11 protein-coding genes are annotated in these 16,733 nt (G+C 37.3%); 9 read left to right on the forward strand and 2 right to left on the reverse strand.

What is annotated here, in order from left to right:
- Positions 1-5 precede the first annotated feature (5 nt).
- A complete protein-coding gene (locus AACL23_RS08835; RefSeq protein WP_339051246.1) occupies positions 6-5,900 on the reverse strand; it encodes a hypothetical protein in 5,895 nt (1,964 codons plus the stop codon).
- 515 nt (positions 5,901-6,415) lie between these two features.
- On the opposite strand from AACL23_RS08835, the gene AACL23_RS08840 reads away from it, so the two are divergent.
- From AACL23_RS08840 to AACL23_RS08875, 8 genes are all read left to right on the forward strand, one after another.
- Positions 6,416-7,624: a PrgH/EprH family type III secretion inner membrane ring protein gene (locus AACL23_RS08840; RefSeq protein WP_100096349.1), complete on the forward strand. Its 1,209-nt coding sequence runs from the start codon at positions 6,416-6,418 to the stop codon at positions 7,622-7,624.
- Between the two features lie 35 nt (positions 7,625-7,659).
- On the forward strand, positions 7,660-7,995 hold the full coding sequence (locus AACL23_RS08845; protein WP_158530923.1) for an EscF/YscF/HrpA family type III secretion system needle major subunit: 336 nt from the start codon (positions 7,660-7,662) through the stop codon (positions 7,993-7,995).
- A 61-nt stretch (positions 7,996-8,056) separates the two neighbouring features.
- A complete protein-coding gene (gene sctI, locus AACL23_RS08850) occupies positions 8,057-8,356 on the forward strand; it encodes a type III secretion system inner rod subunit SctI (protein ID WP_100096351.1) in 300 nt (99 codons plus the stop codon).
- Positions 8,353-9,105 (forward strand): EscJ/YscJ/HrcJ family type III secretion inner membrane ring protein, encoded by a 753-nt coding sequence (locus tag AACL23_RS08855; protein WP_407079227.1) that lies wholly within the window; start codon positions 8,353-8,355, stop codon positions 9,103-9,105. Before sctI ends, AACL23_RS08855 begins: the two co-directional genes overlap by 4 nt.
- Complete coding sequence (locus AACL23_RS08860) at positions 9,106-9,684, forward strand: type III secretion apparatus protein OrgA/MxiK (protein ID WP_015873668.1); 579 nt, start codon at positions 9,106-9,108, stop codon at positions 9,682-9,684.
- A complete protein-coding gene (locus tag AACL23_RS08865; RefSeq protein ID WP_158530197.1) occupies positions 9,641-10,354 on the forward strand; it encodes an HrpE/YscL family type III secretion apparatus protein in 714 nt (237 codons plus the stop codon). Before AACL23_RS08860 ends, AACL23_RS08865 begins: the two co-directional genes overlap by 44 nt.
- Positions 10,351-10,818 (forward strand): hypothetical protein, encoded by a 468-nt coding sequence (locus AACL23_RS08870; RefSeq protein ID WP_100096353.1) that lies wholly within the window; start codon positions 10,351-10,353, stop codon positions 10,816-10,818. The genes AACL23_RS08865 and AACL23_RS08870 overlap by 4 nt, the downstream gene beginning before the upstream one ends.
- Entirely contained in the window at positions 10,811-11,104 is a 294-nt protein-coding gene (locus AACL23_RS08875) for an acyl carrier protein (protein WP_015873664.1), read from the forward strand. The genes AACL23_RS08870 and AACL23_RS08875 overlap by 8 nt, the downstream gene beginning before the upstream one ends.
- A 62-nt stretch (positions 11,105-11,166) precedes the next feature.
- On the opposite strand, the gene putP is transcribed toward AACL23_RS08875, so the two are convergent.
- Positions 11,167-12,654: a sodium/proline symporter PutP gene (gene putP, locus AACL23_RS08880; RefSeq protein WP_015873663.1), complete on the reverse strand. Its 1,488-nt coding sequence runs from the start codon at positions 12,652-12,654 to the stop codon at positions 11,167-11,169.
- Between the two features lie 215 nt (positions 12,655-12,869).
- On the opposite strand from putP, the gene putA reads away from it, so the two are divergent.
- Positions 12,870-16,694: a trifunctional transcriptional regulator/proline dehydrogenase/L-glutamate gamma-semialdehyde dehydrogenase gene (putA, locus tag AACL23_RS08885; protein ID WP_339051253.1), complete on the forward strand. Its 3,825-nt coding sequence runs from the start codon at positions 12,870-12,872 to the stop codon at positions 16,692-16,694.
- Positions 16,695-16,733: the final 39 nt, after the last annotated feature.

Consider the following 16,733-nt stretch of genomic DNA (forward strand, 5'->3'; position numbering starts at 1 on the left):
GTCGACTAACGAGAGGCCAGAGTTTCAGATATTAATTGATTCCGAGATTGAGCGACGCCTTGTGTTAACGGAATGCTCTCGCTTTCATTAAAACCAGACATCAGCATGGTCATTAAATCAGTCGTCATATTTTTATCGTTCGGCGTTTGAATTCTTTCTGATGCTTGTTGCGTCAATTCTTTTTGCTGATCAGCTGAGGTTGTTTGTTTTAATTTTAAATCTGAACGTGTTTGTATTTTTTCTATTTTTTGAGCCGTATTGAGTTTTGCGCCTTTTTTGAGGGTGACAGAAAATGCCTGTTCAAATCCAGGCTTTGACGTTTTCAGTATTCTATCTTCCCCTTCTTCTATTGTATAAACTTCGTCAGTCAGAATGTCATATAAAACCAAAGTATCGTTACCTCCGTTGTCTTCAATCACGGTATGACCATCTTTATAGCTGATTAAATAAATATCATCGCCCAGCCCACCTGAAAGGAAATCATTTCCAATGCCACCGACAATAAAGTTATTGCCTTCATAAACAAATATTTTATCGTTTCCTGAATCGCCATAGAGCACTTTATTGCCTGTACCCGTTGCAATAATGCGGTCATTTCCCTGACCTCCATGAAGAGTATTGTGATGATGGCTATGGTCTATGATTACATCATCACCTGCCCCCGCATCGAATTTTTTTTCAATAAAAACATCGGCGCCTGTTAAAACAAGGAGATCGTCTTTTTCTGTTGCAACTAACCGAGTCTCATCTTGACCTAAATAAATTTTTCCTGCCTCATCGACCTTTAAATGATAGAATTGCTGTCGGCTATCCATAATATTGATATGTCGATAAGATTGACTTTTCATAAATCCCTTAAAACGTATTTTTAATGGTGAAGTCTGATCTGACGATGTGGGGCCTAATATGAGGTCATCCTCTAACTGAGTGAGGATGTTTATTTGTTCAATCGCGACAGGCAAGATAAGCAGATCATCCTCAGGCTCGGCGGTGTGGTCATAATTATTAATCGATATGATACGTTCATGCTCATAGGGGAGTTCGATGTGATAAATGTCTTTTCCTAGTCCTCCTTCTAATTCATCATCGCCTCTGCGGCTGACGAATAAATTATGTTCAGCATTCCCGATTAATTGATCATTTAAAGGGGTGTCTATCATCATCAATTTAACGGTTTCAGGGAGAATGACTTTTTTGTCACCCACAACAAGGTAATCTTGTTGAGTATTTTTTTGAAATGAGACCTGCGTTTTTTCTTTTGAAAAAGAGGGGATATCAGAGTGATGTTCAATATCATTGAATATATTATATCGTGCATTAAACTCGGGAGAAAAAGGAAAAACCCCCTCAGCATTTTTTTCTATGATCTTGGGCCAATTAGGGAGTAATAAAAAGCCATCTAAAGTAGAAAACAGATATTCGTTATTTAATACTAAATATTTTTTTTCAATATCTCCGTCTTCAAACGAATAAATATCATGTATGACGAATGTGGTTTCTGTCTGATTTTGATTACGAAGCGTTATTTTTAGGGAATAAATCTGATTTTCTTGTTCTAAAATAACGGAGGTGATGTCATTGACTTGATGATGTAAACTGACCAATGAAAAATCATCTTTGGTATCATAAATATGGGCGACAACATTGTTATCGGTGGAATTTTGTAAAAGAATATAATGATCGTTTCCTTCACCGCCATGAATATGGCCTTGTTCAAAAGTGAGCACGTCATTGCCTGAATAGCCCCAAATGTGATCGTTTCCGCCTCTGCCATTAAGATAATTGTTGGCGTCATTGCCTTTGATTTCATCATCGGTGCTAGCATTGCCATAGGCATGTTCAATGTTATTAATATTGGCCCCTAATTTTTTATTTTCTATGGATCCATAGTGAATTTTTCCCTGCATTAAATCAATAAAATAACCGGTTTTGCCGGGCAAAACAGATTCAGCAATGATGATATCGTCCCCCCCTAAACCATTAAAATAACTTGCTTGTGCCAATAAATCGGGCTTTGATAAATAAAAAATATCGGCTTTATCGCCGCCTGTATATTGTTTAGAACCGGCGCTGATTTTAAAAATATTTCTTTTTTGAAGATACCCCACCGCAATATCATCTCCCTCACCGAGATCAAATAAAGCCATCGACTCCTCTTGAGCAATGTCTGAGTCATCCGAAGAGATTTTTTTAACCGTGACATTATTGTCATCATCCTCATTCACGTTAATATGATCATTTACTGCTTTTAAATGAGAGGGCTCAGGATAACGATATTCACTGTCTTTCATCTCTATTTGTTTAAACTGCTGAGCATGATCAGCAATAAATTTTTCTGCTTCTTTAGGCTCCAGTTTATCTTTTTCTATATCTACTAGAGAAAACGTACGGCCAAACATAGGATTGACCCATTTTTTATAAGATAACAATTTATAAGGTTTCATTTCTATCTTAAAATCTTGTTGACTATAAAAATAAACATTAATTTTTTGAGGGGATAAATGTTTTAATGTTTTTTGAGCGTTGTCTTTTAATATTTGATTAAATTGTTGACGAGCCGCATGTTCACTTTTTTGTTTTAACTCTTTATTTTGTAATGCAATAGTGGGTCCTAACCCTACAAATAGACGCGCATAATTTTTCCAAAATTCTTCTGTATTGAGTTCGACATGATTTTGAATTTCTTCTAACCGACGGAAGGCAGAATATAATTGCGAGGTGGCCAGAATAGCGATTCCGCCTATGACCCCTGTCATGCCGCTCATCATAACGAGTTTTGCCGCGGTGGCGCCGCCTAAAAGCGCACTTTTGTATCCAATGATAGCGCTTGCACTGGTCCCCACACCCAGCCCGCCACTGAATAGTGATAGAGAAGCATTGACCATCAAGTCTTGTCGAACTTTTGGATCAGCAGTGTCAGATATTTTTTGAAAATTAAAATAAGCCTGATAAAAATCATAAAAAGAAATCGACAAACCTAAGCCCATGTTGATAAAAGGAAGAAACTGGATCCCCTTGTTGAGACCTATTTGTATAGAAGGAGAATAAAGTTGTAATTGATGCTTGGGTATTCCTGTCAAATTCATGTGTAGTTTATAAAAACCATATTGACTCAGATCTAAGTTGGCACTAAAAAAAAGAGAGGAATAAAGGGCTTTTTGTTGTATTTCTATTATTTTTCTTTCTTGATTAGTTAATGATTTATTTTTTAAAAGATTTTTAATCTTAATGATTTCATATATACCATGAAAGTAATTAGAGATTTGCATAAAAGTATCGATACGATTCATTTTTTTATAAATATTCAAAAAATTTTTTTTTAAATGAGAAGAAGACACCGGTTTGTCAGGAATAGATTGAATGAGATCGGTGGTCATTTTTTTATCTTCTTTTTCTCCTTCTAAAATAGCACTGATAGAAGGGGTTATTTTGATTTTTTCTTTTAAAAGTGTAATGGCTATTTCTACTTCATGCGCTTGGGTATTTTGATTTAACAAATAATCTTTTAATTTTCTTGCGTTAAAACGAAGACGTGATAATAATTTTTCTGGGGAAGAAAAATTCTCTACAGAAAGTCCTTGTTCACCAAACATGCCCCCCATTTTATAAATTAATGAAGGAGAGAAAGTCAGTTTATTTAAAATAATGTTGGGTAATTCAAAGATGCGTTCTTTATCAGAACGAAAATCAGAGATAAATGTCTCTATATTATTTAATTGATTAAAATCAGTTAACGCATCTTGATGTAATGTGGTGATATTAAAATAATAATGCCCGCGAAATTTTTCAAACCCATATAATTGACCTCGGGTTTGATGATTCAGCACTTTGGAATCAAGATAATCATTAAGAAATTGATCGAATTCGGTATTCTTTTCATCAGATGTCTTGATTTTGATATCTCCAATAATCGGGTCATACAATGTAATTGTATGACCTTGATCGTTTTGAGTGATATCTAAAACCAGGATATGTCCACGATTCGATTGAGTAGCACTTAAAAAATAACGCTTGGGTTTTTTAGGTAAAACGGAATAATGTGATGTGGTTATAAAAATGTTTTTCTGTTTTTGCTTTATGTTTTCTTTTAAAGATTCAAATAGATTCTGAAATTCTTTTAGTTTTTTATGATCAGAATGACTGATGGGGGAATCAGCTTGATCAATATTGATCATAAAATGCGTTGTTAAGAATTTTAAAAAATTGTTATAAGATTCTTTTCCTTTTGTTTTTAAATTTACCCAAATAATGCCTAGTGTGAGGCTGTTATAAGCCTGATTTTCAATATTTGGAATATAAAGGGATTGTGGATAAATATTGGTACGAATTCCGGCGGATTTGTATTTTTTTTTAGAGGAGAGCACGATTAAATCTTTTAAATTTTTTTCTTGTATTACCCGTAAATAATACGCCTTTTCTAAGGCTTCTTGATCGCTGAGTGTATTTAATTCATTTTCAATATTTCCCATAATTAATAATTGGTTGGCTTTTAACATCCAGTTTTTTCTTTTCAACGGATCAAAACAAATTTTGACAAACTCTTTATAATTAAAAACGTGATTTTTATCTTCAAAAAACCCTTTTAATAAAGTCAACATCCCTTTATCTTTCTCAATAAATTCATAATCCAGTTTTTTACTGGCAACATCATTAATAATTTTGATAACTTGTTTGACCCGCCCAATTCTATGCTGCGCAGGTTCTAAATTATCTAAAGGATTTTTTGAATATTCATTGATAATAAGATGTCCTTTTTTATCAATTCTGCGTAAGACAGATTCACGTATTTGATTAAAAGAATCATAAGGTAAGGTCACCAACAATTCATTGTTTTTATGATGAACTATTTTAATGGTGATTTGAGTTATTTTATTATCAGCATTTAAAGTGTAAGACACCAATTGACCTTTCACTTTTGGATGAAAATTCACTTGAATTTTTTTTTCAACTAAAGATTTGATAAAATAGCTTTCTTCCTGTGATTGTGCTTCTTTCCAAACTCCATCGTAACTTGAATTATCGTTTGGCACTAAACGCGTATATTGTATTTTAGTTTTCTCTCCTGCTTCTGGATCTTGAAATTGATATAATTTCTCCCCATTTGAGCGAGTCGTATTAAGAAGACAATTCGTAGTAAATTCACGCCAGGCGGTATATTGATTAAAAGAGTAAGCGCCAAGATTAGCGTCGAAAAAGGTCCAATATCTTTGACCATTTTGATGAATGACGGTGACAGCCATCGCATGGTTTTCTGTATAAAATAAAAAATATTGATTTTGAGAAGGGTTTTTTAAAAGATCAAAAAAACTCATCAATCTGGTTTCAGAGCTTGATTGAAAAGGCATGATATATCCAGAATTATTTTTTGTATCTACTTTTAAACTATTTCTTTCGATGGTCTCTGAGTATTCTTCATTAGCGGATGTAAATAAAGAAGAGACTATTGATTTTATCTGTTGAGAATGAGATTTTTTATAAAATAATAAATTTTCACCTGCAATTTCAGTGTTTTGACTACTATCTAATCTGAACATTTTTTCAAGTTCAGTTGAAAGGTATTGATGACGAAGTTGATTTTTTAAAATTTTTTCAATTTGATAGGCATCTTCATTTCCTTTTATTTTTAAATAATTTTTATCATCACTTTCTGTTAAGCTTTTTAACCAAAGCATATAACCTTTACCGCCTCCTGCAGAATGATGCTCTTCAATAATATAACGAACAGACAAAGCAAAACATAATCCGTCTTTATCATAATATGTCGACAAATGATTAATATTATTTATTCGATTTTTTGCTTTTATAAAAATATGGTGATGCTGGCTAAAATCAAATGAATATTCTGGAACGAAGTGAGTGCTGAAATCTGAATGAGGTGATGAGAATGAGTGGTTTGGCATATATTGAATCCTTTTAATATATTTTTATTAACTTGTTGATGTGAAAGTGAATTTCAGTTTTAAAAATGAATCATCAAATTTTTTTGAGATAATTTTGTCAGAATAATTTGTCCCATAAAGCAATATCAATAGATACTGCTTTGCCTATCATGATTCAATTGGTATTTTTGCATCGAAAGGAATCCTTGATTTTAAATAATAATACTTCGCGTGAGATCAACGTTTCATCGCCGCACATGCCTGTTTTTCCTTTTAATTTCTCTCGATATTTCATTTTTGATTACTTTATTGCCTTTATTTTTTTGTAAAGTTACTTAAAGTTATTTCATTTTTATGATGGATGAATATCGTTAAAAATTCTTAATAATATGTTTTTACTAATGTATTTTTTTATTATTTTGAATACTGATGAAAATAAAATAATTCATCATATTTTAATCATGATGGCCAATAAAAATATTGTTAATCTTTATCCGTAATATTGATTCTGAAAATTTAAACAGGCTTTTATAAAAATGATAGAGACACAGAATAATCAAGAAATCCAAGAGCCTCAAATGATTATCCGCCTTCTAAACGGAGTTCTAAAAGGATATGAATTTGAATTAGGCAAGGGTAAAACATTATTTGTGGTAGGTAAAGAAGAAGCCATTCTTAAAAAAGAAAATGAGGCGAAATTACCTGAAAATACGATTTTTATTCCTTTTGATGTAGAAGAATTTCAATTCGAAATAGAAGTTGATTCAAGCAATAAGATTTTATTACGAGAATTTATTCATCATGCAAGTAAAGAAAAAACGATTGATTTTAATCACATTGTTTCTGTAGAAACATTAAATTTTGCGATTAAAGCCATCAATACAGAATGGGACGAAGCCATTCTAACGGGTAAGAAAAAAGAAATGGCTGTATCGAAACAGTCTAAAAAATCATTCGTGAGACTTTTAATGACATTGTTGATATCCGGATTCGTCGTTGGGCTGATTTTTTTCATGCTGTCTCATTTCAAAACGACAGACGAAGAAAAAAAAGAAAAAGAGAAAACCAAAGAAATCAGTCAAATTTCTTATGTGCTTGGCGATTATCAAGGGAAATATGAAATATTGGGGGCTCATGATCATTGGATGTATGTTTTTGCAAAAAATGAAAAAGAAGCGACCTGGGCCAAACAATCTTTAACACGGGCGGATATTAAAAACCCCATTCGGGTGATCAATTTACAGGATGAAGAAAAACGAGTGGCCGCCTGGTTATCAGAAAATTGGTCTTGGGTGAAATATCACAGGGTAAAAATAGAAACACCTTTAGTGCCGGTGTTATTGATCAGTCAGGAACGCACCGTTTTAGATGCTCAAAAAAGTTTGAATTTAATGCAAAGTTTAAAAGAACAAATGCCTTATGCAAAAGAGATCAAAATCATTGATATCAGTGATCAAGAAGTGGCGTCTCAAGCAGAGGCAGGTATTCAAAAAATCTCGGTCCCTTATATCAGACAAGATCACGGTAACAGCGTCACCTTTGTGATTAAAGGGGCTTTAGAAGATGGCCATATACAACAGCTTCGCCGTTTTGTCATCAATTACAACAAAGCCTGGGGCCAACAATATGTGCAATTTTCTATTGAGTTAAAAGACGATTGGCTGAAAGGCAAATCATTGAAATATGGTCATCAGGGGAGTTATGTCAAGGTGTCTCCTGGTTACTGGTACTTCCCTAAACCTTGATAACCAAACAATAAATGAATAGTAAGGAAAATAATATGTCAGGCAATACAGTCACAATCGATTTAAGCAGAAACAGTGAAGATTTGAGGAACGATCCGGAAGTAATAAAGACTCTGAGTGCAATGACTGCAGACACACAAGGAGACACATATATAAAAGCACACACAGATGCCTTTGCTCAAAAAATTATAACTTCGGAAGCTCAATATAAAAAACACTTAGATGACTTGGAGAAAGCCCCTTCTAATCCCGTGGCTTTATCAAACGTGCAAAGAAGCCTGAGTGCGCTTCAAATGATGATCAATGCACAAACCAACGCCATCAAAAAATTCACTGACAATGCGATGGCGATTATTAATAACTTCCGTTAGTCAATAAACAATATTTTATTTAGATACTCCCTTTTTTATTTTAAATAAAGAGAAATGATGCATGCAAAATATAGCCCATATTAGAAAAATAGCGTCAGAGGCGCTGAGTGTCACAGAAAGCACACCAAGCGTGGTCTCTCTGGAAGATAGGCTCATCCACAACTATGCTGAATCGATGGTCGAATTGGCTGATCAAAAAATGGACCTCAAGAGCCGTTTAACGGATTTAAATAGATTGATGGATCCCAAACTGTCGATCAGAGATCAAGAAGATTTATCAAAACATAATATCGAGCTGAGTGCATTATCGACGCTGGTTAGAAAGGCAACCAGTGCGATTGAGACGGTGTTAAGAGCATGATGAAGAGAATACGTTTCGTGATTTGTTTTTGCTTTATAGGGCTTTTAGTCGGCTGTAAAGAGCAGAATTTGCTCAAAGGGCTAGATCAACAACAAGCCAATGAGGTTTCTGCATTATTATTGCGTCATAATATTCCCGCTCAAAAAACAGACCAACTCAAAGAGGGGTATAGCATCAGTGTGAACCCTGAGGATTTTGTCGCTGCGGTAGGTTTAATTAAAACCTATAATTTACCTTCTAAACCGAGAGTCGAAATTTCTCAAATGTTTCCTGGCGATTCTTTGATTTCCTCTCCTCGACAAGAGAAAGCCCGTTTATACTCGGGCATAGAACAGCGGCTTGAACAATCATTACAAAGCATGAGGGGCATTGTGACAGCCAGGGTTCATGTGAGCTATGACCTTGATTCAGGAGAAGGGGGTCGCAAAACGCCGGCCATACATCTATCTTCATTAGTGAATCACGATCAAGGGATGGATACCAGCTTGTTAATTGGGGATGTCAAACGTTTTTTGAAAAACAGTTTCAATGATTTGGATTATGAAAACATTTCAGTGATTCTGTCAGAACAAGCCCCAATGCAGCACCAGGCGCCCGTTCAAAAAGCAGCTCAAGTTAATTACAGCTTGATTTATATGATGATGGCGTTGCTTTTTTTGATAAGCAGTTTTTTATTATTTACAAAATTCTCCTTCTTAAGAGAAAAGATAGAAAATTTTGTCTCTAAAAGTAAGGGAAATAAAAAATAGATGTTGAAGATCACTGCATTGGATAAAGTGTTATTTGATCCGGTATCCTATTTTCATCACACCTGGTTTCATTTGCCTGCGAGATTTAATAGGCCTTCATCCAAATCGATATGGAATGATTTATTAATCGAACAATATGAATTAGAGGTGAAACGCCCGGTGATTAAAAATACCAGTGTGGCAGAAAAATGGTTAACTCATTGGTTCTACCTGCCTCAAATTGCTTTTATTATGGCTTGCCAGAGGCATCGCACTATTTTACTGAAAAAAGGCATGTTATTGCGTTTACCATTATGGGTTCAGCAATTTGCAAAACTTGAAATGGTCGAGGCATTGCCTTATCAATTTAACCAGAAGATGAATTTTTTGCAGTTATTGGCTTACGGTGCGAAAGAATTAAGTTTATGGGAGAAGGAATTGCCTGGAGCAATATCACAAAGAATGCCTTTTTTATTCCCTTTTTCTATGAACGCTGTTTTGGATTTTGATCGAAAAATATCCCCTAACTTATTATTTATCAATTTGGCCATTCAACATGTCAAAAAAAATCCCCAATCTCTCGCCTTTATCGGCGCGTGAAGGCGTATTACTGACTTATGCTCAGATCCAGCAGCATAAGCGCGCCAAAAATATTTTGAATGAAGCATATCGAAATGCAAAAAAAATCATTCGACAGGCAGAAGAAGATGCAGAAAAAATACAGAAACAAGCTTATATGGACGGCTATCAGCAAGGGGTTATGAGCGCTATTAAGCATATAGTAGGGTATATGAATAATACTAAAAATTTAATGCATCAATTAAATCTTGATTTAGAAGATCATGCTCGACAAATTTTCTCTACCGCTCTGGATCATCCTGATATTTTAATCGTTTTACTGGATGAATGGTTAAATACATTGCCTTCACAAAACGAAGGCTCCCAGTCTGTCTTGCATTTGATTTTTCCAGAAAAATCGAAAAAAAAACATGCGGATTTATTACATTTTTTGAATGAAAAATGGAATCATCCCATCAAAATTGAATATCACCCTGCTTCCCGATTCGTCATTAAATATCAAGATCAGATTGCGGAATTCATTCCTGAAGAATTTATGGAGCTGGCCGTCAAACGGTTATTGTTAACTCAGGATACGATGAAAGCGTGCCGTCAACTTTCGCAGGGCAGTTTGGAACAACTTTTTGACTATTTTAAAACCCACTTGCCTGAGCAAGGCACACAAAATGAGGCTGATGAGCTAAAACCATGACCACTCCCATAACCGGAAATTCAAGTCATCCCAAAGTGGATGTCTCTGATAAAGAAGAAAAACCTTATGTCATTTTGGATAACATGGTCAGAGAACTCAGAGAAGAGTTATCAAAGAATGTGACACCTGGAGAGACGCACTCAGCAAGGTATGGCGAATTTCTGCATATCTTTAAAAAATATGAAAAACGTCAGGCTAAGATTCATGAAACAAACAACATTAAGACAACCACAGATGAAAGAATCAATATGCTGGCAGAAAAATTTGAAAAAAATGTGGTTCCCGATGACACAATTGAAACAAGAAAAAAAGCCGCAGAAAGAGCATTGAAGTATGACGAAAATTTAGAAAAATTGATTATGAATACTTTTATTATGCCTTGGCAGCAACAGATGTTTAATGTAGGCAGCTCGGCGACTTTTGACAACGAAGAATGGGGCATCGGTGACAATCAATATGAATAGTTCGTTTCCTGATGGTGATACATTAAACAAAGAGCAAAACACGACTCATCAAATGAGGCGAGAAGCGAGGATTCGTGACATATTAATCGATTGCCTGGGTTGCAATGAGGAAGATATTACACCTGAAAAACACCTGGTGGATGATTTGTATGCGGATTCTGTGGCGCTCATCGATATGGTCATTATGATCAGTGAAAAATTTAAAATTGAAATGACAGAAAAAGACTTTATGCACATTAACACAGTCAAAGATCTTTATCGTTGGACTGAAAATCATTTCCAATAAATCGTCGGAGGAGTCAAATACCCCGAAACGCGATGAGAACATTTGCTGTGTCAATGGAATCATTACTCTGTCACTTTAAATTGTGTTTCTGATTTTTCAAAGCGATCCAGGATTTTTTGATGCGGTTTTTTGCCGTATAAACTGACGAAGTAGATCGTGATAGAAGAAAATAAAAAACCTGGAATAATTTCATATAAACCAAACCATGCGCCTTGCTTCCAGATGATAACGGTGGCCGCGCCCACCAGCATCCCTGTTAACGCCCCATTGCGTGTCATATTCTTCCAAAAGACAGAAATGAGTATTACCGGCCCAAACGCGGCTCCAAAACCAGCCCAGGCATAGCTGACTAAACTGAGAACGCGGTTGTCAGGATCAGATGCAAGGCTGACGGCCACTAAGGCAACCAGCAACACCATAGAACGCCCTACCCATATCAGTTCTTTTTGGCTGGCATTTTGACGGAAAAAAGGTTTATACAAATCTTCAGTTATCGCACTGGAGCACACTAATAATTGGCAGCTCAGGCTGCTCATGACGGCAGAAAGGACCGCGGATAATAAAATACCCGCTATCCAGGGATTAAAGAGTAATTTCGTTAATTCAATAAATACACGCTCTGAATTTTGTGATACGCCTATGGCATTTTCTGGATGCTGTGAAAAGTAAGCAATCCCAAACAAGCCCACTCCGATGGCACCCGTCAAACACAAGATCATCCACGTGATACTAATACGACGCGCTCTGTGAATCGTGTGATGGGAATCGGCGGCCATAAAGCGAGCCAGGATATGAGGTTGGCCAAAATATCCCAAGCCCCAACCAAGAAAAGAAATAATCCCAATACCATTGAGCCCCTCAAACATGTTCAAATTCGCGGCATTTTTCGCTTTTATCATGGCGATGGAAGCATCAAAGCCTCCAACTGATAACATCACCATGATGGGCGTCAAAATTAAAGCAAAAATCATTAACGTCGCCTGAACGCTATCCGTCCAACTGATGGCCAAAAAACCACCAATAAAAGTATAGGCAATCGTCGCGGCAGCACCTAACCACAGCGCAGTTGAATACGGCATCTCAAAGGTGGTTTCCAGAAGACGAGCACTGGCCACTATTCCTGATGCACAATAAATAGTAAAAAAAACCAAAATAACAAACGCGGATATCACTCGTAGAAGCTTGCTTTGATCATTAAATCGATTAGAAAAATAATTAGGTAGGGTGAGAGAATCTTTGTTGACCTCTGTGTGTACACGTAAACGTCCCGCTACGAATAACCAATTAAGATAAGCGCCAATAATTAAACCCACAGCAATCCAGCTACTTGAAATACCATAAAGAAAAATAGCCCCTGGCAAGCCCATTAATAACCAACCGCTCATGTCTGAAGCGCCTGCTGATAAAGCCGTCACCAAGCTTCCTAAACGACGCCCCCCTAAAATATAGTCATTAAAGCTATGAGTGGCTTTATATGCGATGAATCCAATAAAAATCATCCCAAAAATGTAAATCAAAAAAATGACTAGCATTGGCGTGCTTATTGTCATACAAAATCTCCATAATGTAATAAATAGTCCAGAGTGACATCTGGATGTCGTTGAGGCGGGTAGGTATGTTTGTAGGAATGCCTTTATATCATCCATTCTTACGATCAAGCCAGATGAATGACTTGGCAAGACGAAATAATATATATATATAAAATGTTTAAGATAGGATCTATATCATCGTTATTTCTTCAAAAAAATAAAAATGGGAATCACAAATGCATAAAAATATCAGCGATATCGAATCTACAGAGCCTATTCACGCGCCTTTTTCTTATTTTTACGATCCGCTTTACACACCATCCGATTTACAAACAGCCATGAATCTGGCTTATCGTCGTCCAGAATCTGACGCAATTCGTGAGTGGCTTGAAGATGCGCGATTGACGCCTGATTTGGCTCAAGCAACCCAAAATTTGGCCTATAGGCTTTGTAAAAATTTACGTGAAAACAAAAATGACCGTCTTTTTTCAGGCATCGTCCAAAATTTATTACAGGAATTTTCTTTATCGTCTCGAGAAGGCATCGCACTGATGTGTTTGGCAGAGGCCCTATTGCGGATCCCTGATAAAAAAACTCGCGATCTGCTGATCAGAGATAAAATCACTCAAGGGGAGTGGGAAGATCATTTGGGTCGTAGCCGTTCTATTTTTGTGAATGCAAGTGCTTGGGGTTTATTACTGAGCCGTCGTTTCGTCAGACAATATTCTGTCTCATCAGAGCTCACCCTTAAAAATGCGCTCAGTCGTGTGATTAAAAAAAGCGGGGAGCCTGTGATTCGTAAAGCATTAAATGTGTCCATCCGTTTGATGGGAGAACAGTTTGTCACGGGTGAAACCATCGAAAAAGCGCTGAAAAAATCCAAAAAATATGAAAATAAAGGATTTCTCTATTCGTATGACATGTTGGGGGAAGCCGCGCTCACAGAAGAAGATGCTAAGGCTTATTGGATGACCTATCACAACGCCATTGATGTCATAGGCGCCGCTTCTAAGCACAGGGGAGTTTATGAAAGTCCTGGAATATCTATAAAATTATCCGCTTTGCATCCTCGTTATACTCGTTCGCAATATAAGGTGCTGGTGGAGGAGCTTTATCCCCGTTTATTATCATTAGCACAAAAAGCACGGCGTTATAACATCGGTATTAATATTGATGCAGAAGAAACAGAACGATTGCCCATCTCGCTGAGTTTTTTGGAAAAATTATGTTTTGAGCCAGATTTAAAAGGTTGGAGTGGCATTGGTTTCGTGATCCAATCCTATCAAAAGCGTTGCCCCTTTGTGATTGATGCTCTGATTGATTTGGCAAAACGCAGCGAACATCGTTTGATGATTCGCTTGGTCAAAGGGGCATATTGGGATAGAGAAATAAAACATGCTCAGGTCGAGGGGCTAAGCGATTATCCTGTTTATACACGAAAACCTCATACCGATATTTCATATTTAGCCTGTGCTCGTAAGTTATTGGCTTTCCCTGAGCTTATTTACCCTCAGTTTGCCACTCATAATGCCTATACTTTGGCCTCCATTTATTATTTAGCTGGAGGGGAAAACTATGCGCCTGAACAATATGAATTTCAGTGTTTAAATGGCATGGGAGAACCCCTTTATCAACACGTGGTTGGGGCTGTGTCAGAAGGTGGACTCAATCGGCCTTGTCGTATTTATGCCCCAGTGGGGAGTCACAAAACATTATTGGCGTACCTGGTCCGCCGCTTATTGGAAAATGGTGCCAATACTTCTTTTGTGAATCGTATTGCGGATTTAAACATACCTTTAGAGCAGCTGATACAAGATCCCGTTGAATGGGTAGAAAAAAAAGCGGCTTCGGAAGGAACGTTAGGGTTGATGAACCCAATGATCCCTCTTCCTCGAGATCTATATCATGACACTTTTTGTGATAAAAAACGTGCCAATGCTTGTGGCGTCGATTTATCTGATGAACAGGTATTAGCCTCTATTTCTGAAGGATTATTCGCCAGTGCCAAAAAGGTGAAAAGCGCTTATCCGATAATAGGGTTAGAGCCAGGAAAAGGAGGGGTTGAAAAAAAAATCTTTAATCCAGCCAATACAGAGGATCTTGTCGGTTATGTCAGAGAAGCCACGTCAAGTGAAGCCATTCGGGCTTTACATTTTGCTTGTACTACACAAGCAGAATGGGCTGAAACTCCGCCTGCTGAACGAGCAGGCTTTTTGTTAAAAGCCGCAGATGCTATGGAAAGCGAAAAAGACAGCTTGCTTGAGTTGTTAATACGCGAAACGGGTAAAACCCTTGAAAACGCCATCAACGAAATTCGTGAAGCCGTTGATTTTTTACGTTATTACGCTGTGATTGTCGAGCAACATTTTTCCAATAAAACGGAAATCCCTTTGGGGCCTGTTGTCTGTATTAGCCCTTGGAATTTTCCGCTGGCCATTTTTACAGGGCAGGTAGCCGCCGCCCTGGCTTCAGGTAATTGTGTGTTAGCAAAGCCCGCAGAGCAAACGCCTCTGATCGCCACTGAAGTCGTTCGTATTCTTTTTGAAGCTGGGGTTCCTCGAAAAGCATTGCAATTATTACCAGGGGCGGGCGAATCTATCGGGAGCTTATTGGTGAAGGATCCGCGTGTGGCGGGCGTGATGTTCACAGGCTCGACCTCAGTGGCTCGTTTGATACAAAACCATCTTTCAGAACGTTTGAATAAAAAGAACCATCCCATTCCTTTTATTGCTGAAACAGGTGGATTAAATGCCATGATCGTGGATTCTTCGGCCTTAACGGAACAGGTGGTCACGGATGTGATGAAATCGGCTTTTGATAGTGCCGGTCAACGTTGTTCCGGCTTGCGTATTCTTTGCCTTCAAGAGGACATTGCTCATAAAACGTTACATATGTTGCGGGGAGCGATGGCCGCGTATCGTGTGGGAAACCCTGAGCATTTTTCCACCGATATAGGGCCTGTGATAGATGCCCAGGCAAAAGAGATGATTGAAGGTCATATTCAAGCGATGAAAGAAAAAGGGCGAACCGTTTATCAGGCCGCTCATTTGAATAAGTTAGATAAAAACACGGATTCGAAGGGGTATTTCATCAAGCCAACTTTAATTGAACTCGACACGTTTGACGAATTACAAAAAGAAATTTTTGGGCCTGTGCTCCACGTGGTTCGTTTTAAACGCACGGATCTCATTACTATGGTGGATAAAATCAATGCCACAGGTTATGGCTTAACATTAGGCATCCAAAGTCGTATTGATGAAACCATTTCTGAAATAACGGCCCGTGCAAAAGTAGGAAATATTTACGTGAATAGAAATATGGTCGGCGCTGTGGTAGGGGTACAACCTTTTGGGGGCGAAGGCCTTTCTGGGACGGGGCCTAAGGCTGGGGGCCCACTTTATCTATATCGGTTGTTGGCGTCTCGTTCCAATAAAGCCTTAAATCAGACTCTGCTTCAACAAACAAAGGAGCAAATATCGGATGTGGATCAAGATAAAACAAGGCTAAACGCTCAAGAGGCTTTTAAAGAATGGTTGCGAGAACAAGACAAATCAGAATTATTAGAGCTCGCTCAAGAGTATATGAAATATACAGTATCGGGTCAGGCTTTTCTTTTGTCTGGTCCTACTGGGGAATCTAACACTTATCAACTCTGTCCTCGTGAAAAAGTACTCTGTTTAGCAGATGACGAAAAAGATGCTTACATTCAGCTCACTGCTGTTTTAGTCGTTGGAAGCCAAGTGATCTGGCCGAAAAAAAATCTCCAAACTCAATTGTTTGCGAGGCTGCCGCCCTTGGTCCAACAGCGTATCAGCTTTGCTGACAATAACGACTGGTCCTCTGATAGCCTGTTTTTTGATGCGGTTATCTATCATGGAGATCACGAGACACTGACTGTTTTGTGTCAACAGTTGGCCAAAAGATCAGGCCCTATCGTTTCTGTTCAAGGCTTATATCAAGGAGACCCACAGATTCAATTAGAAAGGCTTGTCATTGAGCGTTCTTTGAGTATTAACACCACTGCAGCAGGAGGTAATACTTATTTAATGACGATGAGTTAAAAATTAAAAATAATAAAAAAAGAGAGCCCAAAAAAATCT

The sequence above is a fragment of the Candidatus Williamhamiltonella endosymbiont of Tuberolachnus salignus genome (assembly GCF_964019775.1).
Classification (GTDB): domain Bacteria; phylum Pseudomonadota; class Gammaproteobacteria; order Enterobacterales; family Enterobacteriaceae; genus Hamiltonella; species Hamiltonella defendens.